A 20,676-nucleotide genomic window follows, 5' to 3' on the forward strand; every position below is an offset into this window, starting at 1 on the left:
GTTTCACACGCTATCCGCGACGCCCCGCCGCTAACATCCCAAAACGGGCAATTCAGAGTTAGCCGAGGCGCGCGACGAGGGCGCGGTACTCGTCCCAGAGCTCCTTGGGCATGTGGTCGCCGAAGGTCTCGAAGAAGCCCGGCACCAGCGCGGCCTCCTCACGCCAGACCTCCGGGTCGACGCTGAGCAGCTCCGCCATGTCGCTCTCGGAGACGTCCAGGCCCTCGGTGTCCAGCGCGGCGGGCAGGTTGCCGATCGGGCTCGGCACCGCCTCCTCCTCGCCGTTCAGCCGGCCGACGATCCACTTGAGCACCCGGCTGTTCTCGCCGAACCCCGGCCACAGGAAGCGGCCGCCGGCGTCCTTGCGGAACCAGTTGACGTAGTAGATGCGCGGAAGCTGCGCTCCCGCCCGCTTGCCGATCTCGATCCAGTGGGCGAAGTAGTCGCCCATGTTGTAACCGCAGAACGGCAGCATCGCGAACGGGTCGCGGCGCAGCTCGCCGACCTTGCCCTCCGCCGCCGCCGTCTTCTCCGAGGCCACGTTGGCCCCGAGGAAGACGCCCTGCTGCCAGCTCAGCGACTCGGTGACGAGCGGCACGGCCGTCGCCCGGCGCCCGCCGAACAGGATGGCCGAGATCGGCACACCCGCCGGGTCCTGCCACTCCGGCGCGATGGTCGGGCACTGCCCGGCCGGGGTGGTGAAGCGCGCGTTCGGGTGCGCGGCCGGCTCGCCCGACTCGGGCGTCCACGAGCGGCCCTTCCAGTCCGTGAGGTGGGCCGGCGGCTCGTCGGTCAGGCCCTCCCACCACACGTCGCCGTCGTCGGTCAGCGCGACGTTCGTGAAGATGCTGTTGCCCCAGAGCGTCTGGACCGCGTTGGCGTTGGTGGTCTCACCGGTCCCGGGCGCGACGCCGAAGAACCCGGCCTCCGGGTTGATCGCGTACAGCCGGCCGTCGGGGCCGAACCGCATCCAGGCGATGTCGTCGCCGATCGTCTCGACCTTCCAGCCGGGGATCGTCGGCTGGAGCATCGCGAGGTTGGTCTTGCCGCACGCCGAGGGGAAGGCCGCCGCGACGTACCGCGCCTCGCCCTTCGGCGGCGTGAGCTTGAGGATGAGCATGTGCTCGGCCAGCCAGCCCTCGTCCCTGGCCATCACGCTGGCGATGCGCAGGGCGTAGCACTTCTTGCCCAGCAGCGCGTTGCCGCCGTAGCCGGAGCCGTACGACCAGATCTCCCGGGCCTCCGGGAAGTGGCTGATGTACTTGGTGTCGCTGCACGGCCAGGGCACGTCCTCCTGGCCGGCGGCCAGCGGGGCGCCCACGGAGTGGACGGCCTTGACGAAGTCGCCGCGCTCCTCGATCAGGCGCAGCGCCTCCTCGCCCATGCGCGTCATGATCCGCATCGAGACCGCCACGTACGGCGAGTCGGTGATCTCCACGCCGAGCTGGGAGATGTTGCCGCCCAGGGGGCCCATGCAGAACGGCACGACGTACATCGTGCGACCGCGCATGCAGCCCTTGAAGAGCTCGCCGAACGTGCGGCGCATCTCGTCGGGGGCGATCCAGTTGTTCGTCGGTCCCGCGTCCTCGGGCCGCTCCGAGCAGATGAACGTGCGGTCCTCGACCCGGGCGACGTCGCCGGGGTCGGAGGTCGCGAGGAAGCTGTTGGGCCGTTTGGCCAGCCGCGTGAGAGTGCCCTGTTTCACGAGCAGGTTCGTCAGGCGAGTCCACTCGGCCTCGGAACCGTCACACCATTCGACCCTGTCGGGCTGGGTCAGCTCGGCGATCTCCCTCACCCAGGCGGCCAGCTCGGCGTGAGTCGTCGGGACGCGTACCTCTGCTGATACGGACACGGAACCGGCTCCTTTTTCTCGAAGGACCAAATCATCATTGACGACGAATGGCCGCGGAATCCAATTGGCATAGACCACGGTCCATAAGCGGCGGCATTCAGGTCCTCACAGCCCCGGAATGGATGTTTGTCCAGGCAGGGGCCGTGACGGTTCGTGGAGCCTACCCACATGGGAGCACATTAAAGAAACAAGTTCCGGGCCCTCGATCAACTCCGTCGGGCGATATTGGTATAGGCCACGGGGAGTGGTCCAGACCATTTCCGTTATTGGTTTAGTCCACGCGATCCGGCCCGGCGGCGCGGACCCGGTCCACATGCCGGAGGGCATCCCGCAGGTCAGCGAGCCAGGTGTCCGTGTGCCGTCCCACGAGACGGACGCACCAGGCCAGCGCGTCGCTGCGGCTGCGGGCGACTCCCGCGGCGACCAGAGTGTCGAGGACCTGCCGCTCAGGCTGCCGCAGGCGGGTCATGACGGGCACCGACAACGTGGTGAACATCACTCTCCTGCCCTCGGCGACGACCCCCCAGGAGACCTTCCGCCGGAACCGGTTCTCGGCCTCCCGGGCGATCTCGATCCGGCGCTCCCTCGTCTCCTCGCGGAACCGCTCGATGTAGCCCTCCACCGCGGCGGTGCGCTCCGGCTCGGGCAGGCCGCCGGCGCCGGTCAGCGGCGGCACCGCGCCGACGACGGCGATCTCCTCGCGGTCGAGCACCACCTCGGGCGCTCCGGTGAACCAGCCCTCGGGCAGCCGCCCGGCGAACCAGCCTCGTACCTGCTCATCCGTATCCATGTAATCGAGATTACATGGGCATCCATCAGAGGGCGAGAGATTGACAGTTCCCCTCAAATGAGAGTTACTTTCAATTCATGGCGACTTTCACTTCCGCGCGCTGGTGGGCCCTCGGCGCGCTCGTACTCAGCGTCCTGGTCCTCGGACTGGACGCGACGATCCTCAACGTGGCCCTGCCGACGCTGGCCACCGAGCTGCGCGCCACGACCGGCGAGCTGCAGTGGATCATCGACGCGTACATGGTGCCGTTCGCGGCGCTGATGCTCCCCGCGGGCGCGTTGGGCGACCGGTTCGGCCGCAAGCGCGTCCTTCTCGTCGGCCTCGCCGCGTTCGGCGTCGCGTCCGTGCTCGCGACGTCCGCGGAGGGCACCGGCGCGCTCATCGCCGCGCGGGCGCTCATGGGGGCGGGCGCGGCCCTGATCATGCCCCTGTCGATGTCGATCCTGCCGAGCGTCTTCGGGCCCGAGGAGCGCGGCAGGGCGATCGCCGTGTGGAGCGCCGCCATGGCGCTCGGGCTGCCGCTCGGCCCCGTCGTCGGCGGCTATCTGCTCGACCACTACTGGTGGGGCTCGATCTTCCTGGTCAACATCCCCGTCGTGCTGGTCAGCCTGGTCGCGGCGGCCGTCCTCCTCCCGGAGTCCCGCGGCCCGTCCGGCTCACGGCTCGACCTCCCCGGGGCGCTGCTCTCCGTCGCCGGCCTCGCCGCCCTCGTGTACGGCGTCATCCAGGCGCCGGTCGACGGCTGGAGCGACCCGGCGGTGCTGGTCAGCCTGACCTCCGGCGCCGTGCTGCTCGCCGTCTTCGTCGCCGTCGAACGCCGTACCGCCGCGCCCATGATGGACCTCGCGTTCTTCCGCAGCCGCGTGTTCCTGTGGGGCGCGATCGGCGCCACCTTGGTCAGCCTCGTCATGTCCGGCCTGCTCTTCGTGGTGCCGCAGCACCTCCAGGCCGTCCTGGGACACGACGCGTTCGGCACCGGCGTACGGCTCATCCCCATGGTGGCCGGGCTGATGGCCGGCGGCCTGGCCGGGGAGCGCCTGGTCGAGCGCCTCGGGCTGCGGACCGTCATGACCGCCGGCCTGCTGCTCCTCGCGGCCGGTTTCGCCGCCGGAGCCACCACCTCGACCGCCTCGTCGTACGGCTTCGCCGCCACCTGGCTGACGGTGGTCGGCGCCGGGATCGGGCTCACGATGGTCCCCGCGATGGACGGCGTGCTCGCCACACTGCCCGAGGAGCGTTCCGGCTCCGGCTCGGCCACGCTCCAGACGATGCGCCAGGTCGGCGGGACCATGGGCGTCGCGGCGCTCGGCAGCCTCCTCTCCGCCGTGTACGCGGGCGGCCTGCCGTCCGGGGCCCCGGCGGCGGCCCGGGACTCGGTCACGGCGGCGGTGGCGCTCGGCGACCCGGTTCTCCTGCGCGCCGCTCGCGAGGCGTTCGTCTCCGGCATGGACGTCGTGATCCTGCTGTGCGGCGCCGGCTCCCTCGTCGTGGCCCTGCTGGTGATGATCTTCCTTCCCGGGGCCCGCCGGAAGACGGCAAAATCAGTGCATGAGCTCACCTCAGCGCGCTGACCGGGCCGCGGACTCGCCGGAGCGGGCCGTCCCGAGCCTGCGCGAGCGCAAGAAGGCCAAGACCCGCCGGGCGATCCAGGAGCACGCCCTCCGACTGTTCGCCGAACAGGGATACGAGGCCACCACCGTCGAGCAGATCGCGGAAGCGGCCGAGGTGTCCCCCAGCACGTTCTTCCGGTACTTCCCGTCCAAGGAAGACCTGATCATCCAGGACGACTACGACCCCCTGCTGATGGCGGCGGTGCGCGCGCAGCCCCCGGAGCTGCCCCCGCTCGCCGCGATCCGCAGGGGCGTACGCGCGGCCTTCGCGCAGGTTCCCGAGGCGGAGGTGGAGGAGGTCCGGGTGCGGATCGGCCTGATGATGAGCATCCCCGCCGTACGCGCCCGCAGCCTGGACAACCTGCTGACCACGGTGGACCTGCTGGCCCAGGTGATCGCGGAGCGCACCGGCCGGGACCGCACCTCGCCCGCCGTGCGGACCCTCGCCGGCGCGGTGCTCGGCGCGCTGCTCCCGGCGCTTTACAGCTGGGGCACCGCGGACGGCCCGCGATCCCTGCCCGACGTGGTGGACGAGGCCCTGGCGCTCCTCGAAAGCGGCCTCCCCGTCTGACTCCCCCGCCCGAGCCCCCTGTCCGAGTCGCCCTGTCCGAGCTGTCCGATTCGCACCGCCGGAACCGCCCCTCGCCCGAGTCGCGCTCTCCGAGTCTCGCTCGCTCGAACGAGCGCGTCGGAACGCAGCCTCCGAACCGCGATCCCACCCACCAATTACGAAACTTGAGTTGCGCAATTGGCTCGCGAGGCGTAGCTTTTATTTCGCTACACGGGTTTCGAAATAGGGGGGGTCGCCATGGCGCCTCGCGGACGACCACGCGACACGCAGGTGGACGAGCGAGTGCTGCGGATCGCCGCCGCACTGATCTTCGAACGCGGCTACGCCGGCCTGTCCATCGACGAGGTGGCCGAGCGGGCGGGAGTGGCCAAGACCACGCTGTACCGCCGCTGGCCGACCAAGGACCACCTGGCCGTCGCGGTGGTGGCCCGGCTGCAGGCCGACGACGAGATCACCGACACCGGCGACATCCGGACCGACCTCGTCGACTACATGGACAAGATCGCCGCGGGCCTCAACCGCATGCGCGCGGCAGGCGGCCGCGAAGGCCCGTCCGCAGGGGCCGTCGGCGAACTCGTGGCGGCCGCGGCCAGGCACGAGGACATCGGCCGGATGACCCGTCAGCAGTACGTCGAACGCAACACCATCGCGCTGGCCCTGATCGAGCGCGCGCGTGTACGCGGCGAGCTGCGCGCCGACCTTGACGCCGAGGCGCTGTTCGACCAGCTGGCCGGCGCCCTCTACTACCGAGTAATGATCACAGGCGCACCGGTCGACCGAGCCTACGCAGAGCGGCTCGTGTCCTCCGCGCTCGAAGGGAGCCTGGCATGTCACTGATCACGGAAACGGCCATCGTCCGCGAGGTCGACGCCGAGACCATCATCTCGCCCACGGCCACGGGGCGGCTGCTGCTCGACTCCAGCGACACCGGCGGCGCGCTGAGCACCGTCAGGATGACGCTCGCCGAAGGCGCGGACGGCGCCGTGCCCCACCACCACGCCACGTCGACCGAGCTCTTCTACATCTTGGAGGGCAAGGCCCGCATCCTGTCGGGCGAGGAGATCGTGACGCTGACGGCGGGCGATGTGGCGGCCGTGCCCCCGCTGACACCTCACGCTTTCGCCGCCGCCCCCGGCCACACCGCCGACCTCCTCATCGTCGTCGCCCCCGGCATTCAGCGCTTTGAGTACTTCCGCCTGCTCGACCGCCTCCGCAGGGGCGAGGCCACCCTCGAGGAACTGCTGGCCGCCCAGGGCGTCTACGACAACCACTTCCTCGACAGCCCTGCCTGGACACGCGACCGCCAGGCGTCCTGATCCCCACTGGCCTTGATCTTTCCTGCCCCCGGCGTTCCAGTCCGGCGGGGGCGGCGGCCCGCCCGCCCGTCCCGGGCCCCCGCCCGAACAAGCGCGTGCGAACGTGGCTCCCGCCCCGAGATCCGGCGACATCGTGACTCGCCGGATCGTGACCAAGTCGCGCCCATTGTCAGGAGCAGGGATCCGCTTCCCGCCCCTAATGTGATCTACCGGTTTTGGACCGGAATTTCACCATTGGAGGCCAGAAATGTCTCGTCGGAGACTCGCCGCCGTCGCGGCCCTCACCCTGCTCCCCGGCGCGGCCCTGGCCGGCACGGCGCGGGCCGACAACGCCACGGAGATCGTCGTCGGAACCTGCCAGCCGTACGACGTCTCGAACGTCGGCACCGTGGACGCCTGCGGCTCCGAACCGCTGGACGCGCTCTTCACCGGTCTGACCGAGTACGTGCCCGGCACGTCCCGGTCCCGTTACGCGGTCGCCACGTCGATCATCACGAAGGACAACCGGGTCTACCACGTCACCCTGCGTAAGGGCTGGAAGTTCCACGACGGGACCGAGGTCAAGGCGCGCAACTTCGTCGAGGCATGGAACCAGGCCGCCTCGACGAAGACGGACAGTTCCTTCCTCTTCGAGGAGATCGAGGGGTACGGCAAGCGGAAGATGTCCGGACTCAAGGTGACGGGCGACCACACGTTCACCATCACCCTGTCCGCGCCGCTCGGCGTCTTCGTGAAGCGGCTCAGCCTGCCGGCCTTCTCCCCGCTGCCGGACTCGATCCTCAAGAGCCCGGCGAGCTTCCGGAAGAAGCCCGTCGGCAACGGCCCGTTCCGGGTCGTCTCGTGGTCGCCCTCGTCGGAGAGCGTGGTGGAGCGGTTCGACGGCTACCCCGGGGCCAAGCCGGCCGTCCAGAGAATCGTCTACCGGGCCTACCGCGACGAGGACGTGCTCTACGCCGACCTGCGCTCCGGCGACGTCGACTTCACCACCCTGATCCCCTCGACGAAGATCGCGACGTTCAGGAAGGATCTGGGCGGGCGGGTGATCAGCCGCGCGGGTCACGTGAACCAGGTGGTCACCTTCCCCGCGAAGGTCGCGGCGAACAGCGACTTCCGCAAGGCGCTCTCGATGGCGATCGACCGGGAGACGATCACCAGGGAGGTGTTCGGCGGGGGTCGCGTCCCGGCCCGGTCCTTCGTCCCGCCCACCGCCGAAGGCAGCAGGCGCGACTCCTGCGGGCAGGTGTGCACGTACAACCCGGCCATGGCGCGCAAGCATCTGGCGAAGGCCCTGGCGTCGGGCTTCCGGCCGCCGGCCGTGCTCCCGCTGTACTACAACGCCGACAGCGCGCACGGCGACTGGGTCAAGCGCGTCGCGGCGAGCGTGAACAAGACGCTCGGCGGCAAGGTGAAGGTCGTCGCCAAGTCGCTGCCGACCTTCAGCGCCTTCCGGGACGCCGTGACCGGCGGACGGCTGGACGGCATGTTCCGGGCGGGCTGGCAGCTCGACTACCCGCACATCCAGAACGTGCTCGCCCCCATGTACTCCTCGGGCGGCGTGTCCAACGACGGCGACTACCGCAACCCCCGGTTCGACGCGCTGCTGCGCTCGGCCGACCGGCAGCGGTCCTCGGCAAAGGCGATCAGGCTCTACCAGCAGGCCGAGGCGCTGCTGGTCAGGGATCTGCCCGCCATCCCGCTCTGGAACTACGGCCAGCAGGCAGGATTCTCCGAGCGCATCGCCAAGGCCGGGCTCACCCCGACCGGCTGGCTCGACCCGCTGACCGTCAAGCTCGCCTGACGCGTTCCCCGGCCGGGTTTCCGTGAACGGCCGGGGTCACGGCGTGGGGCGGCCGCCGGTGGCCGCACGGGCGCATCGCACCACCGCCACCGGGTCCGTCGACGGCCCGGGTCAGCGGACCCGCGCGGCGACCCAGGGACTGACCCGGACCACCCCGGCCAGGTTCCGGGTGTAGATCGGAGCGATCTTGACGACGTCCCCCGTACGCGGCGCGTGCAACATCTTGCCGTTGCCCCAGTAGATCGCGACGTGCGAGATGTAGTTGGGGTTGGTCGGGTCGTTCCGCCAGAACAGCAGGTCGCCCGGCTGGGCCTGGGACAGGGGCACCTGCGGCCCGGTCGCCCACTGCTGATGCGTGACCCGCGGCATCCGCACCCCGGCCTGCCCGTACGCCCACTGGACCAGGCCCGAGCAGTCGAAGCTGTTCGGCCCCTCCGCGCCCCACACGTACGGGCGGCCCAGCTTGCCGACCGCGGCCTGGAGCGCGACCTTGAGCTGGTCGACCGACATGAACGCCGTCACCGGCCACGTCTTCTGCGACCTGGTCCGGCCCGGCGGCAGGACGACGACCGGGTTGATCGTCGCCACCTGGCTGCCCTTCGGCAGGACCTTCAGCAGCTTCTTGCGCAGCTTGCCCGAGTCGACCTTGGGAGCGCTGACGACGAGGGCGTTGCCCTCGGGGATGCCGAGCGACCGCGCGGTCTGCCGCGACACCACCGCCGAGATCGACCCCATGCCCATGGTGGCGTACGCGCCGACCCGCAGCCGCAGCCGCCCTCCCGTGACGGTCGAGCCGAGCTTGATGCCGCCGTCCTGGCCCAGGTCGAAGGAGATCGCGACCTCGCCGGAGGCGACGTTGTTCCACAGGGCGTCCGACCTCGCCGTCGTCTTCGGCGTGAAGGGGCGGAACGTCGACGGGTCCACCCCCAGGGTCTGCACCCGCTTGCCGTCCACCATGACGTCGGCGGCGTCGGTCACCTCGGCCGCCGCCACGCCCTTCACCGCGCGCACCTTCGCCACCGCGTCCGGGGGGAGCGGCTTGCGGGCCACCACGAACAGGTGCGGGTCGCGCAGCTTCTTCAGCGGCGCCACCGACGGCGGCGTCGCCTTGACCTGCTCGGCCGAGGCCACCCGCTGGTCGCGCTCCTCCGCGCCGGCCCGCGCCGCCTCACGCCGTACGGGGGCGGGGGCGGGGTCGCGGCTGAGGACCACCAGGTCGGCGGTGAACACGGAGACGAGGAGCGCCGCGATCACGGGGACGGCGGCGCGGGGCATGCGCCGGCCACGGGACACCCGGGGGCGGTAGGCGAGGTCCTGCCGGGTCTCCGACACGACCCGGGCGACGCTCGTCCGCAACGAGGACCGCGGCCGCCGGTCGAGCACCGTCCCACCCCATCTCCGCCCCGAAGGCCCGCTCCAGGAAGGGATCAGCGAGCCCGATCAACGAGACTGCCGTACGGGGGCGAATACCGCAATCGCCGCACATGCCGAAACCCGCCGGTACGAATACGTACCGGCGGGTCGAAACGCGTGAAAGCGGGACCGTCCTCTAGTTGCCGACGTACGGGACGGCGTCGAGGATCTCCACCTCGTTCTGGCGGCCGTTCGGCAGCGTGTACATCGCCTTGTCGCCGACCTTCTTGCCGTTGATGGCGGAGCCGAGCGGCGAGTTCGGCGAGTAGACGTCGATGGGCGCTCCGCTCTCCTCACGCGAGGCGAGCAGGAAGGTCACCTCTTCGTCGTCACCCACGAACCGGATCGTCACGGTCATACCGGGACCGACGACACCCTCGGCGCGGGGTGCCTCGCCCACCTTGGCGCTGTCCAGGATCTGACGCAGATGGAAGATCCGGGCCTCCATCTTGCCCTGCTCGTCCTTGGCGGCGTGGTAGCCGCCGTTCTCCCGGAGGTCGCCCTCTTCACGGGCGGCTTCGATCTTCTTCGCGATGTCCGTGCGACCCGGGCCGGAAAGGTACTCGTACTCCTCCTTGAGGCGGTCGTACGCCTCTTGCGTCAGCCAGGTGACGTTGTCGTTCTGGGAGACGGCCACGGGCTCTCCTTGATTCCTCTAAGTGACTCGAAAGGCATACAAGTTAACGCCTTCGAACGCTTCCCCAAAGATTCCACTATACGAGATCGCAGTACTGGACGACCACGCTCGTGGCCTGCGCACTCGTCTTCAACCGCTCGGTGAGCGTGAGGTCCGACCGGCCCGCCGGGAGGGCGACCTCCTTGCTGCCGACCTCGGTGTGGTAGACGTCCACCGCCCGCAGCCGGCAGCTCGCCTCGCTGTCGGCGGGCTTGTGGACGGTGAAGGTGACCTCGGCGGAGTCGGACACGCTCGCGTCGTAGGTGATCACATCCGCCCGCACGTCGGGGTTGCCCCGCGCGGCCATCATGACGTACCCCCAGCCGCCCGCCATGACGGTGACGAGCAGGCCGATGACGACGTTCGCCAGGAGCCGGCGGCGCCCCCGCGCGCGCGGCCGCTCCGGGAAGTCGTCGGGCGTGCCGAGGATGGGAGCGGTCACGGGCGCGCCGGCGCCGTCACCGGTGTCGCCGGGCCTGCTGCTGGTTTCGGCGGCCATCGCGGAATCTCCCTGGGGTCATACGGTGTTGTCCGAAACAATTGTCCAACCCGGGGGTCTCGCCCCCTCCAGAAGCTAACCTCTTCGAGGAGCTGACTGGACACATTGAGGAGAGCCGTGAGTGCACCGCTGAGGCTGATGGCCGTTCACGCGCACCCCGACGACGAGTCGAGCAAGGGCGCCGCCACGATGGCCCGCTACGTGCGAGAAGGTGTGGAGGTCCTCGTCGCCACGTGTACCGGCGGCGAACGCGGTTCCGTCCTCAACCCGAAGATGGACCGGCCGGAGATCGTCGAGAACATCGGCGAGGTTCGCCGGCTGGAGATGGAGCGCGCGAGGGAGATCCTCGGCGTGGAGCAGCGTTTCCTCGGCTTCGTCGACTCGGGGCTCCCCGAGGACGAGTCGGAGCCGCTCCCCGACGGGTGCTTCGCCGTGCAGTCGCTGGAGACGGCCGCCGCGCCGCTGGTCGCGCTGGTCCGCGAGTTCCGCCCGCACGTGATCCTGACCTACGACGACAACGGCGGATATCCCCACCCCGACCACATCATGACCAACCGGATCTCCATCGAGGCGTTCGAGGCGGCGGGCGACCCCGACAAGTACCCCGGCGCCGGAGAGCCCTGGCAGCCGCTCAAGCTCTACTACCACATGGGGTTCAGCAAGGAGCGGTTCGAGGCGCTGCACGAGGCGATGAACGAGCGCGGCATGGGCTCGCCGTACGCCGACTGGATCGCCCGCTGGGAGGACCGCCCGCAGAAGTGGGAGGTCACCACCAAGGTGCCCTGCGCCGAGTACTTCGAGATCCGCGACCTCGCGCTGATCGCGCACGCCACCCAGGTCGACCCCGACGGGTTCTGGTTCGTGTGCCCCAGGGAGATCCAGCAGGAGATCTGGCCGACCGAGGACTACCACCTCGCGCGGTCCCTGGTGGACACCACCCTGCCCGAGGACGACCTCTTCACGGGGATCCACGCGGAGGTCACCCCTGCCTGCTCGTAAGCTGGAACCGTGAATCCAACCACCGCAGCCGGCTCCGCGATCGGTCCCGGGCTTCTCGGCTTCATCATCGTCGCCGCCATCGGCTTCGCCCTGTTCTTCCTGGTCAAGTCGATGAACAGGCAGATGTCGAAGATCGAGCTGCCGTACGAGCGCGAGCAGCCCTCCATTCCCGTGCGCGAGGCTTGAAGAGTGTCCGAAGTCGTCGACGATCCGGCGGCCTCCCGGTACGAGCTCCGGCTCGACGGCGAGGTCGTCGGCTTCGCCGAGTACGTCCTGCGTGACGACACGGTCGTCTTCACCCACACCGAGATCCGCGACGAGTACGAGGGCCGGGGCCTCGGCAGTCGTCTCGTCGGGGGCGCCCTCGACCAGGTGCGGGAGGCCGGGCGGACCGTGGAGCCCCGCTGCTCGTTCGTCGCCCGCTACATCGAGCGCCATCCGGAGTACCGCGACCTCCTGGCGGAGTGACCGGCCCGGGACGGGTCAGTCGTCCGACGACCAGGCGCGGTCCAGCGCCTTCGGCAGGCCCCACCAGCCGAGCGGGGTGAACACCTCGGCCTTGTCGACGATGCCGAGGTGCGCCCACAGCGGGGTGACGGCGGTGAACAACATCTCCGTCGCCTCCAGATCCTCGGGCTCGGTCAGGACGTCGTCGACCTCCGCGGCGACGTCCTCGGAGTCCGCGATGAACCGGGCGATCCGCTCGGGCGAGGCCAGCACACCGGGGCCGTACCTCGCCAGCGTGGTGACCGCGGCCAGCCAGTCGGCATGGTTGATCGCGCAGAGCGAGGCGAGGATCGAGTCCTCGTGGCTCAGCTCCCCCTCCATGTCGAAGAACCGCGCGGCGTCCTCCTCGTCGGGCAGATCGGACACCGGCGCGGCGATGCCGGCCGCCACCGCGAGCCACAGGTCCTCGTCGCGGTCCGGGAGCCCGCCGTCGTCGAAACCGGCGCAGGCACGCAGCACGTTGCCCGGGTAGCCGTCCTCGGTCAGCGTGACGCGCAGCCGCAGCGCCGCGGATCGCAGATCCCCCGCGGGCAGCGGCGGCTCGGGCAGCTCGGACAGGACCCGGCGCAGCTCGGCCAGCGCGTACGCCTCCTCCTCGTCCCAGGCGGCGTACAGCTCCTCGTCCTGCTCCTCGGTGACCACCGTGCCCGGCACCCGGCCGTCCGGCAGCGGTGTGCCGAGCCAGCGCTCCTGCAGCTCCTCGTACGCGTGCCGGGCGTCCACGTCACCGGCCGCCAGCGCGTCCACGTCGATCTGCCCGGACGCCACACGCTCTTCGAGGAACGCCACCATGCGGGCGTACATCTCGGTCGCGACCGGCCCGCGCTCGCCCTCATCGGGCCAGACGAAGTAGCTGCGGGTGAGCAGGATCGGCTCGCTGCCCGTCGACTCGAGCCAGCGCTGCACGTCGCCCACGGTCGCGACGCCGGACTCGATGCTCGACAACGTCGCCCTGGCGGACTCCCAGAACGGGGCGGACAGCGGATTGCCCGCGGCCAGCAGCTCGCGCCTCAGATCCGGAATGGCGACGAGGGCCTGTCCGGACGGCACCGCCAGCAGCACCCGCGCCACATCGCGGCGCGTCAACTCGCCCGCCGGCCGGCCCGCGTGCCGGACGGCGAAATCCAAATCCACGCTCACGCCCAGTGAGCCTACGCCGTGCCGCCCCGGGAACACATCCCCCGCTCCTCGCGCGGATCTTCGCGTCGGAGGTCCCGCACGACGGCCTCCCGGCGGGCCGGTGGAACGGCCCGCGGCGCGCCCGGCCATGAACCCGGCGTGCTCGGAGGCTGTTTTACTGGGCAGGAGACGGTCTGGACGCTCAAGCCGGGGAGATGCTCATGAATCGGCTCAAGGACGCCACAAGCCCCTATCTGGCGCAGCATGCCGACAACCCCGTCGACTGGTTCGAGTGGGGCGCCGACGCCTTCGCGGAGGCCCGCGGACGTGATGTCCCCCTGCTGGTCAGCGTGGGCTACTCCGCATGTCACTGGTGCCACGTGATGGCGCACGAGTCGTTCGAGGACCGGGCGACCGCCGCGCTGATGAACGAGCTGTTCGTGAACGTCAAGGTCGATCGGGAGGAGCGGCCCGACGTCGACGCGGTCTACATGACCGCCACACAGGCGATGACGGGTCAGGGCGGCTGGCCGATGACCGTCTTCGCCACTCCGGACGGCCATCCGTTCTACGCCGGGACGTATTTCCCGCGTGCGCAGTTCCAGCGGCTGCTGCACGGCGTCTCACAGGCGTGGCGCAACGACCGCGACGCCGTGGTGCGGCAGGGGTCGAAGATCGTCGAGGCGCTCAACGAGCAGACCTGGCTGCCGTCCGGCCCACTGCCCACGGCGGCGACCCTGGAGCAGGCCGTACGCGACCTGGCGGGCGGCTTCGACCCGCGCCTCGGTGGTTTCGGCGGGGCGCCCAAGTTCCCGCCGTCGATGGTGCTGGAGTTCCTGCTCCGGCACGGGACTCCGGACGCGATGGCCATGGCCGACACGACCATGGAGGCGATGGCCAGGGGCGGCATCTACGACCAGCTCGGCGGGGGCTTCGCGCGATACTCCGTCGACGCCGGATGGGTCGTCCCGCACTTCGAGAAGATGCTGTACGACAACGCCCTCCTGCTGCGCGTGTACACGCACTGGTGGCGGGCGACCGGCGCGCCGCTCGCCCGCCGCGTGGCCCTGGAGACGGCGGAATGGCTGCTCCGCGAGATGCGCACGCCCGAGGGCGGGTTCGCCTCGGCGCTCGACGCGGACAGCGAGGGGCCGGACGGGCGGCACGGTGAGGGCCTCTTCTACGTCTGGACGCCCGACCGGCTCCGAGAGGTGCTCGGGGACGACGACGGCGCCTGGGCGGCGTCCGTCTTCGAGGTCACCGGCACGTTCGAGCACGGCGCCTCCGTCCTCCAGCTCCTCGCGGACCCCGATGACCGGGCCCGCCTCGACCGGGTCCGTACGGCGCTGCTGGAGGCGCGCGAGCGGCGGCCGCGCCCCGGGCGGGACGACAAGGTCGTGGCCGCGTGGAACGGGCTGGCCGTCGCGGCGCTGGCGGAGACGGGGGCGCTGTTCGGGCGGCCCGACCTCGTCGAGGCGGCCGGGGCCGCGGCCGACCTCCTCGCCCGGGTGCACGTGAACGACGGGCGGCTGCTGCGCACGTCGCGGGACGGCCGGGCCGGGCGGAACGCGGGCGTGCTGGAGGACTACGCCGACGTGGCCGAGGGTCTGCTGGCCCTCTACGGGGTGACCGGCGAGACCCGCTGGTTCGGCCTGGCCGGGGAGCTGCTCGAAACGGTGCTCACCCGGTTCGCCGACGGGTCGGGCGGGTTCTTCGACACGGCGGACGACGGCGAGCGGCTCTTCCAGCGCCCGCAGGACCCGACGGACAACGCGGTGCCGTCCGGCCGGTTCGCGGCGGCCGGAGCGCTGCTCTCCTATGCCGCGCTCACCGGTTCGTCCCGGCACAGGGAGGCCGCGGAGGCGGCGCTCGGCACGGTCACCGTCCTCGCCGGAAAGTACGCGAGGTTCGCGGGCTGGGGGCTGGCGGTGGCCGAGGCGGCGCTGCACGGCCCGGCGGAGGTGGCGGTCGTCGGCCCGGCCGGTGACCCGCGTACGGCGGAGCTGCACCGCGCCGCCCTCATGTCCACGGTTCCCGGGCTGGTGGTCGCGCTCGGGGAGCCCGCCGACGGCGGCGCCGCCCGCACGGAGGTTCCGCTGCTGGAGGGGCGGCCGACCGTGGACGGCGCCCCGGCGGCGTACGTGTGCCGCGGGTTCGCCTGCCGCGCGCCCGTCACCACCCCGGCCGAGCTGAAGGCGGAGCTGGCCCGGTGACGCTCACGCCATAGCGCCGCCCCGGCGGACGCTCACTGGACCGGCTGGTCGGGTGGCGCCTCGGTGTCCCCGGTGTTCCCCGGCGGCTCCGTCGTGCCGCCGCCGCCCGTGCCGCCGCCCGTGTCTCCAGTGCCCGGGCCGCCGTCGCCTCCGTTGCCAGGACGATCCGGACGGCCGGGGCCGGTGGTCTCGCCGCCTCCGGGGTTCCCCTCGCCCGGAGGGCGCGGGTCGGTGGCCGACGGCTGGGGGTTCGGCGAGGGGGTGACGCCGTCGCCCCTGTCGAAGCGGTCGCCGTACCCGTTCCCGAAGCGGTCGCCGTATCCGTTGCCGTAGTCGTTGCGGGAGCCCCACGGGTCGTAGGAGTTGTATCCGCCGTAGTAGTACGACGCGGGTCCCGGGAACTCCTTGACGGGCTTGCCGTCCATCGCCTCGCTCATGAAGCGCTTCCAGATCTGCGTCGGCAACGTCCCGCCGTACAGCGCGCCGTATCCGGGGACCTCCACGGGCTTGTTGTCGTCGCGGAACATGTTGACCGCGACGGAGAGCTGCGGGACGTAGCCGGTGAACCAGGCCGCGGCCGACTTGTCGGTGGTGCCGGTCTTCCCGGCGACCGGGCGGTCCGGAAGCTGCGCCGCGGTGCCGGTGCCGCCGCGCACCACCTGCTGCAGCGCGTACGTGGTGTCGGCGGCGGTGTCCTCGCTGAAGGCCCGCCTGCCCGGTGCGCTGATCTTCCGGGTGTTCCCGTCCGCGTCGGTGATCGACCTGATCACGTGGGCGTCGTGGTGGACGCCCTCGGCCGCGAACGTGCCGAACCCGGACGCCTGCTGCACGGCGCTCACCGAGGCGACGCCGAGAGGGAACGTGGCGGCGGCCTCGTGCTGTGCGAGCTGGCTCTCGGGGATGCCCGCCGCCTCCGCCGCCTTGGCCACCTTGGCGAGGCCGACCTGCTGCCCGAGGTCCACGAACGCGGTGTTCACCGAGTTGCGGGTGGCCTGCACCAGGTCGATGGACGAGCCGTACGACTGGCCGCCCGAGTTGGGGATGGTGGCCGAGGCGATGCGCATCGGCGAGTTGCCGTTGACCCGGTTGGTCAGGCCGAAGCCGCTCTCCAGCGCCGCGGCCAGCGTGTACGGCTTGAAGGTCGAGCCGGCCTGGACCTTGGCGGAGAAGGCGTTGTCGTACTGGTTGGAGGCGTAGTCGCCGCCGTAGAACGCGAGGACCTCGCCGGTGCGGGGATCGACGGCGGCGAGACCGGTGCGCACCTTCTTGGGCGTGTTGTCGGGCAGGACGGCCTTCACCGACTCCTCGGCGAGCTTCATCAGCTTCTTGTCGAAGGTCGTGGTGATCTTGAGGCCGCCCTGGTTGATGTCCTCGTCGCTGTAGCCCAGCCGGCGCAGCTCGGCGATGACCTGGTCGACCATGTACCCGTTCTTGTCGTTACGGGTGAGCGGGGCCTTCTGCTTGGCGAGAGTGGGGAAGGTGAGCGCCCCGGCCTGCTCGGCGGTCATCGCCCGGGTCTGCACCATGCCGTCGACGACCGCCTGCCAGCGCGCCTTGGCCGCGTCGAGGTCGTCGCCCTTCGGGTCGGCGAAACGGGACGGCTGCTGGATCACGGCGGCGAGGTAGGCGCCCTCGGCGGGCGTCAGGTCGCGCGTGTCCTTGCCGAAGTACGCCTGGGCGGCGGCCTGGATCCCGTACGCGCCGCGGCCGAAGTAGATCGTGTTGAGGTACTGCTCCAGCACCCAGTCCTTGGACTTGGACCGATCCACTTTCAGGGAGATCATGATCTCTTTGAGCTTGCGCTCGACGGAACGCTCCTGGCTGAGCCCGCTGTAGTAGTTGCGGACGAGCTGCTGGGTGATCGTCGAGCCGCCCTGGATCTGCCGGCCGGTGACGGTCGACCACAACGCCCGGGCGGTGCCCGACAGGGAGACGCCCCTGTCGCTGTAGAAGGTCCGGTTCTCGGCGGCGATGACGGCCTGCCTGACCGGCTCGGGCACCTCGCCGAGCGGGACGTTCTTGCGGTTCGTGCCCTGGGTGGCGAGGACGGTCTTGCCGTTCCGGTAGTAGATCACCGACCCCTGCGCGGTGGCGTCGTCCTGCGTCGAGTCGGGGATCGGCGTCATCACCCAGACGACGGCGAACAGGCCGACCACCGCGGCCACGCAGGCTCCGACGGCGATCAGGGAGATCCGGAGGAGGCGCCGCCTCGGCCGCCCGCGTTCCGGCCCTGACGGGGGCCCGGACGGCGGCTCGGACGGCGGCTCGGACGGCGGCTGGGACCCCGACGCCTTCCCGGGCGCCTTCTCGGGCCCCGGCGGCTGCTCCGGAATCTCCTCGGTCTCCACGTACTACCCCCGGTGGCTCACGCTCTCGCTGCCCTCGCGAGACCTGGGCGAACCATTCAACGGTAAACGAAGAATAACGATGGTGCGGCGCCCGGTTCCTGCGCCTCGGTTCCGGTTCGCGTCGGTTCCGGTTCGCCTCAGTTCCGGTTCGCGTCGGTTCCGGTTCGCGTCGGTTCCGGTTCGCCTCGGTTCCGGTTCGCCTCAGTTCCGGTTCGCGGCCGCGACGAGCGGCAGCGTCCGGTACGGCACGGGCGTGTCCAGCGCGATCACCGACGACGTGCGCACCACCCCGTCCACGTCGACGATGAGATCGATCACACGCTGGAGGTCGGCGTTGCTGCGCGCGACCACCCGGCACAACATGTCGCCGCCGCCGGTGATGGTGTGGACCTCCAGCACCTCGGGCACGAGCGCGAGCCGGTCGGCGACCGGGCTGTGCCCGCTCACCTGCCTGATCTGCAGGGTCACGAAGGCCGTCACCCCGTAGCCGAGCGCGGTGGGGTCGATGTCGGGGCCGTACCCTTTGATCACCCCGCGCGCCACCATGCGGTCGAGCCGGGCCTGGACGGTGCCGCGCGCGACGTTGAGCCGCCTGGAGCATTCGAGCACCCCGATCCGCGGCTCGGCGGTGAGCATGGAGATGAGCCGCACATCGAGCTGATCAATCGTCACGACTTTCTCCCAGAATCGAGGGGAACCGCTGGGCAGATTGTCTATCGATTTTTCCATGTGTTGCACACCTTGACCAGAGGTTCCGAGTGACGACAAGATCCATATGTTCCCCGGCCGCCGGGCGCGAGCAGGCGTCACACGGAAACCTTTGGCGATTTTGCGCGGAACGGGCTTTCGGGTAGACGGCGCCTGGTGACCAAAACGTCATGGAGCCACCGTTTCCGCCTGAGGGCGAACCGCGACCCGAGCCGCGGACTCCGTGGGAGCCGCCGCCCCTCGGGCCGGCGGCTCCCTCGCTCGCCGGCCGCTGGCGCCGCCTGTTCGCCGGCATCTTCGACTTCGTCGTCGTGGCGATCATCTCGTCTCCGGTCGTGTGGACGTCGTGGCGGATCGTCACGCACCCGGGGACCGGCACGGTCACGCTGGTGGACGTCACCCACACCTACCTGGCGAGCATCATCGGCTTTCTCTATTTCTGGCTGTTCACCGCGTTCTGGAACGGCCAGACCCCGGGCAAGAAGATCTTCGGGATGCGCGTGGTCCGCGAGAACGGCGAGCCGGTCCGCGTGGGGCAGGCCGCGATCCGGCAGCTCACGGAGATCGTGCTGGCGTGGCTGTGCTGCCTGTGGATCCTGGACCTCGGCTGGATCCTGTTCGACGGGCGAAAGCAGGCGCTGCACGACAAGACCGCGGGCACCCTGGTCGTGAACGTCTGACGGCCCGCGACGCCGTCGCCGCACACCGGTCACTCCCCGCACTCGCTCCCTCGCATAGGCTGGCTCGATGATGGCCGCACGCCGACTGACCACGATGTTCGCCGCGCTCGCCCTGATCTCGGTGATCGGGTGCGCGCCCTCCGAGGGAGCCGTGGCCCCCGCGAGCCGGGCGTCCGACGGCGGGAGCGCGACCTCGCCGGGACAGGCCGGCTCGGCCTCGCCCGGCTCCCGCCTGGATCGTTCCGACACGACGGGCGCCCCCGGGATCGGCGATCCCGCGTTCCCTCTCGACGGAAACGGCGGGTACGACGTCGGGCACTACACGCTGAAGCTGTCCTACGACCCGGCGTCCAAGCTGCTCGCGGGCAGCGCCGCCATCCAGGCGAAAGCCGTACAGAACCTGTCGCGGTTCGACCTGGACCTGCACGGCTTCACGGTGAGCCGGGTGACCGTGGGCGGCTCGGAGGCCGGGTTCGCCCGCGAGGGCGACGAGCTGGTCGTCACCGCGCCCAAGATGATCGCCAAGGACGCGCCCTTCACCGTCACGGTGGACTACTCCGGCGTGCCCGACCCGGTCCGCAACTCCTCCAACCTCGGCACGTACGGGTTCATCCCCACCACCGACGGGGCGTTCGTGACCTCCGAGCCCAACGGGGCCAAGACGTGGTTCCCGTCCAACGACCACCCCGCCGACAAGGCCACGTACGACTTCGAGATCACCGTGCCGGAGGGCGTGACCGCGATCGCCAACGGCGAGCAGGCGGCCCCGCCGAAGACGAGCGGCGGCAGGACGACGTTCGTCTGGCGCGAGAAGCACCCCATGGCGAGCTACCTCGCGACCATGACCACCGGGAAGTTCGACGTGCGCACCGGCACCTCCCCCGGCGGCATCCCGGTCTACGCGGCGACGGACCCGAAGTACCGCGACGCGCTCGACCTCCTCTACACGAAGAGCGCCGAGATCACCGACTACTGGACGACCGTCTTCGGGCCGTACCCGTTCTCCTCGACCGGCGGCGTGATCGACGACTTCAACGCCGGATACGCCCTGGAGAACCAGACCAAGCCCATCTACGGCGGCTTCGCGCCGGACTCCGGCATCATCGCGCACGAGCTGGCGCACCAGTGGTTCGGCGACAGCCTGACCATCAAGCGCTGGCAGGACCTGTGGCTCAACGAGGGCTTCGCGACGTACGCCGAGTGGCTGTGGTCGGAGCACACGGGCGGCGCGACCGCCGAGCAGATGTTCCGTACGGCCTACGCCGACAAGAACAACACGATGTGGACCTACCCGCCCGGCAAGCCGCAACCCGGCGACCTGTTCAACGACGCGGTCTACACCCGCGGGGCCCTGGCGCTGCACGCGCTGCGCCAGAAGATCGGCGACACCGCGTTCTTCGACCTGATCAAGAAGTGGGCGGCGACCTACAAGTACGGGAACGTCACGACGGACGAGTTCGTCGCGATGGCCGAGCAGACGTCCGGCAAGGAGCTGCGCCCGCTGTTCGACGCCTGGCTCTTCCAGCCCACCCGTCCCGCGCTCAACTGACCCTGGCGTCCCCTCCGGCCGGGGCGGT

19 protein-coding genes are annotated in these 20,676 nt (G+C 70.6%); 11 read left to right on the top strand and 8 right to left on the bottom strand.

Features of this window, described 5'->3' with window-relative positions:
• Positions 1-58 precede the first annotated feature (58 nt).
• Complete coding sequence (locus AWQ70_RS28665; RefSeq protein WP_067182639.1) at positions 59-1,852, bottom strand: phosphoenolpyruvate carboxykinase (GTP); 1,794 nt, start codon at positions 1,850-1,852, stop codon at positions 59-61.
• Between the two features lie 271 nt (positions 1,853-2,123).
• Positions 2,124-2,642, bottom strand: a complete 519-nt coding sequence (gene abmR / locus AWQ70_RS28670; RefSeq protein WP_067182643.1) for an ATP-binding transcription factor AbmR — start codon at positions 2,640-2,642, stop codon at positions 2,124-2,126.
• Between the two features lie 77 nt (positions 2,643-2,719).
• Between abmR and AWQ70_RS28675 the strand changes: the two genes are divergently transcribed.
• The 5 genes from AWQ70_RS28675 to AWQ70_RS28695 all read left to right on the top strand — a co-directional run bounded on the left by AWQ70_RS28675 (position 2,720) and on the right by AWQ70_RS28695 (position 7,937).
• The gene (locus AWQ70_RS28675; protein ID WP_067182646.1) at positions 2,720-4,213 is read left to right on the top strand and encodes a DHA2 family efflux MFS transporter permease subunit; all 1,494 of its coding nucleotides are present in this window, start codon (positions 2,720-2,722) and stop codon (positions 4,211-4,213) included.
• A complete protein-coding gene (locus tag AWQ70_RS28680; RefSeq protein WP_067182649.1) occupies positions 4,191-4,823 on the top strand; it encodes an acyl-CoA-like ligand-binding transcription factor in 633 nt (210 codons plus the stop codon). Before AWQ70_RS28675 ends, AWQ70_RS28680 begins: the two co-directional genes overlap by 23 nt.
• Positions 4,824-5,093: 270 nt before the next feature.
• A complete protein-coding gene (locus AWQ70_RS28685; RefSeq protein ID WP_218004697.1) occupies positions 5,094-5,660 on the top strand; it encodes a TetR/AcrR family transcriptional regulator in 567 nt (188 codons plus the stop codon).
• Positions 5,651-6,139 (top strand): cupin domain-containing protein, encoded by a 489-nt coding sequence (locus AWQ70_RS28690; RefSeq protein WP_067182656.1) that lies wholly within the window; start codon positions 5,651-5,653, stop codon positions 6,137-6,139. Before AWQ70_RS28685 ends, AWQ70_RS28690 begins: the two co-directional genes overlap by 10 nt.
• 247 nt (positions 6,140-6,386) lie before the next feature.
• Positions 6,387-7,937, top strand: coding sequence for a peptide ABC transporter substrate-binding protein (locus AWQ70_RS28695; RefSeq protein ID WP_067182659.1), 1,551 nt, complete (start codon positions 6,387-6,389; stop codon positions 7,935-7,937).
• Between the two features lie 111 nt (positions 7,938-8,048).
• Here AWQ70_RS28695 and AWQ70_RS28700 read toward each other — a convergent pair whose 3' ends face one another.
• The 3 genes from AWQ70_RS28700 to AWQ70_RS28710 all read right to left on the bottom strand — a co-directional run bounded on the left by AWQ70_RS28700 (position 8,049) and on the right by AWQ70_RS28710 (position 10,525).
• Positions 8,049-9,320 (bottom strand): C40 family peptidase, encoded by a 1,272-nt coding sequence (locus AWQ70_RS28700; RefSeq protein WP_245647187.1) that lies wholly within the window; start codon positions 9,318-9,320, stop codon positions 8,049-8,051.
• A 166-nt stretch (positions 9,321-9,486) separates the two neighbouring features.
• Positions 9,487-9,987, bottom strand: coding sequence for a transcription elongation factor GreA (gene greA, locus AWQ70_RS28705; protein ID WP_067182665.1), 501 nt, complete (start codon positions 9,985-9,987; stop codon positions 9,487-9,489).
• Positions 9,988-10,063: 76 nt separating this feature from the next.
• The gene (locus AWQ70_RS28710) at positions 10,064-10,525 is read right to left on the bottom strand and encodes a DUF4307 domain-containing protein (protein WP_084517914.1); all 462 of its coding nucleotides are present in this window, start codon (positions 10,523-10,525) and stop codon (positions 10,064-10,066) included.
• A 117-nt stretch (positions 10,526-10,642) separates the two neighbouring features.
• Here AWQ70_RS28710 and mca point away from each other — a divergent pair, with 117 nt between their 5' ends.
• The 3 genes from mca to AWQ70_RS28720 are packed head-to-tail and all read left to right on the top strand — an operon-like array spanning position 10,643 to position 11,992.
• Positions 10,643-11,524, top strand: coding sequence for a mycothiol conjugate amidase Mca (gene mca / locus AWQ70_RS28715; RefSeq protein ID WP_067182669.1), 882 nt, complete (start codon positions 10,643-10,645; stop codon positions 11,522-11,524).
• Between the two features lie 9 nt (positions 11,525-11,533).
• The gene (locus AWQ70_RS39360; protein WP_157530540.1) at positions 11,534-11,710 is read left to right on the top strand and encodes a hypothetical protein; all 177 of its coding nucleotides are present in this window, start codon (positions 11,534-11,536) and stop codon (positions 11,708-11,710) included.
• A 3-nt stretch (positions 11,711-11,713) separates the two neighbouring features.
• Positions 11,714-11,992 carry a GNAT family N-acetyltransferase gene (locus AWQ70_RS28720; RefSeq protein ID WP_067182672.1) on the top strand — a complete coding sequence of 93 codons (279 nt, stop codon included), beginning with the start codon at positions 11,714-11,716 and terminating at the stop codon, positions 11,990-11,992.
• A gap of 15 nt (positions 11,993-12,007) precedes the next feature.
• Here AWQ70_RS28720 and AWQ70_RS28725 read toward each other — a convergent pair whose 3' ends face one another.
• Positions 12,008-13,171, bottom strand: a complete 1,164-nt coding sequence (locus tag AWQ70_RS28725) for a hypothetical protein (protein ID WP_067182886.1) — start codon at positions 13,169-13,171, stop codon at positions 12,008-12,010.
• 200 nt (positions 13,172-13,371) lie between these two features.
• Between AWQ70_RS28725 and AWQ70_RS28730 the strand changes: the two genes are divergently transcribed.
• The gene (locus AWQ70_RS28730) at positions 13,372-15,363 is read left to right on the top strand and encodes a thioredoxin domain-containing protein (RefSeq protein WP_084517927.1); all 1,992 of its coding nucleotides are present in this window, start codon (positions 13,372-13,374) and stop codon (positions 15,361-15,363) included.
• A 32-nt stretch (positions 15,364-15,395) separates the two neighbouring features.
• On the opposite strand, the gene AWQ70_RS28735 is transcribed toward AWQ70_RS28730, so the two are convergent.
• The gene (locus tag AWQ70_RS28735; RefSeq protein ID WP_245647188.1) at positions 15,396-17,528 is read right to left on the bottom strand and encodes a transglycosylase domain-containing protein; all 2,133 of its coding nucleotides are present in this window, start codon (positions 17,526-17,528) and stop codon (positions 15,396-15,398) included.
• A gap of 384 nt (positions 17,529-17,912) precedes the next feature.
• Positions 17,913-18,383, bottom strand: a complete 471-nt coding sequence (locus AWQ70_RS28740) for an Lrp/AsnC family transcriptional regulator (protein ID WP_245647189.1) — start codon at positions 18,381-18,383, stop codon at positions 17,913-17,915.
• Positions 18,384-18,589: 206 nt separating this feature from the next.
• Here AWQ70_RS28740 and AWQ70_RS28745 point away from each other — a divergent pair, with 206 nt between their 5' ends.
• Positions 18,590-19,099: an RDD family protein gene (locus tag AWQ70_RS28745; RefSeq protein WP_067182682.1), complete on the top strand. Its 510-nt coding sequence runs from the start codon at positions 18,590-18,592 to the stop codon at positions 19,097-19,099.
• A 67-nt stretch (positions 19,100-19,166) separates the two neighbouring features.
• The gene (locus AWQ70_RS28750) at positions 19,167-20,648 is read left to right on the top strand and encodes a M1 family metallopeptidase (RefSeq protein WP_157530542.1); all 1,482 of its coding nucleotides are present in this window, start codon (positions 19,167-19,169) and stop codon (positions 20,646-20,648) included.
• Positions 20,649-20,676: the final 28 nt, after the last annotated feature.

Source organism: Microtetraspora niveoalba (assembly GCF_001570405.1).
Classification (GTDB): domain Bacteria; phylum Actinomycetota; class Actinomycetes; order Streptosporangiales; family Streptosporangiaceae; genus Microtetraspora; species Microtetraspora niveoalba.

Coding starts and splice junctions, on each gene's coding strand:
- AWQ70_RS28750 (WP_157530542.1), top strand. CDS start 19,167: ATGATGGCCGCACGCCGACTGACCACGATGTTCGCCGCGCTCGCCCTG.
- AWQ70_RS28695 (WP_067182659.1), top strand. CDS start 6,387: ATGTCTCGTCGGAGACTCGCCGCCGTCGCGGCCCTCACCCTGCTCCCC.
- AWQ70_RS28675 (WP_067182646.1), top strand. CDS start 2,720: ATGGCGACTTTCACTTCCGCGCGCTGGTGGGCCCTCGGCGCGCTCGTA.
- AWQ70_RS28745 (WP_067182682.1), top strand. CDS start 18,590: ATGGAGCCACCGTTTCCGCCTGAGGGCGAACCGCGACCCGAGCCGCGG.
- AWQ70_RS28710 (WP_084517914.1), bottom strand. CDS start 10,525: ATGGCCGCCGAAACCAGCAGCAGGCCCGGCGACACCGGTGACGGCGCC.
- AWQ70_RS28690 (WP_067182656.1), top strand. CDS start 5,651: ATGTCACTGATCACGGAAACGGCCATCGTCCGCGAGGTCGACGCCGAG.
- AWQ70_RS28730 (WP_084517927.1), top strand. CDS start 13,372: ATGAATCGGCTCAAGGACGCCACAAGCCCCTATCTGGCGCAGCATGCC.
- AWQ70_RS28680 (WP_067182649.1), top strand. CDS start 4,191: ATGAGCTCACCTCAGCGCGCTGACCGGGCCGCGGACTCGCCGGAGCGG.
- abmR (WP_067182643.1), bottom strand. CDS start 2,642: ATGGATACGGATGAGCAGGTACGAGGCTGGTTCGCCGGGCGGCTGCCC.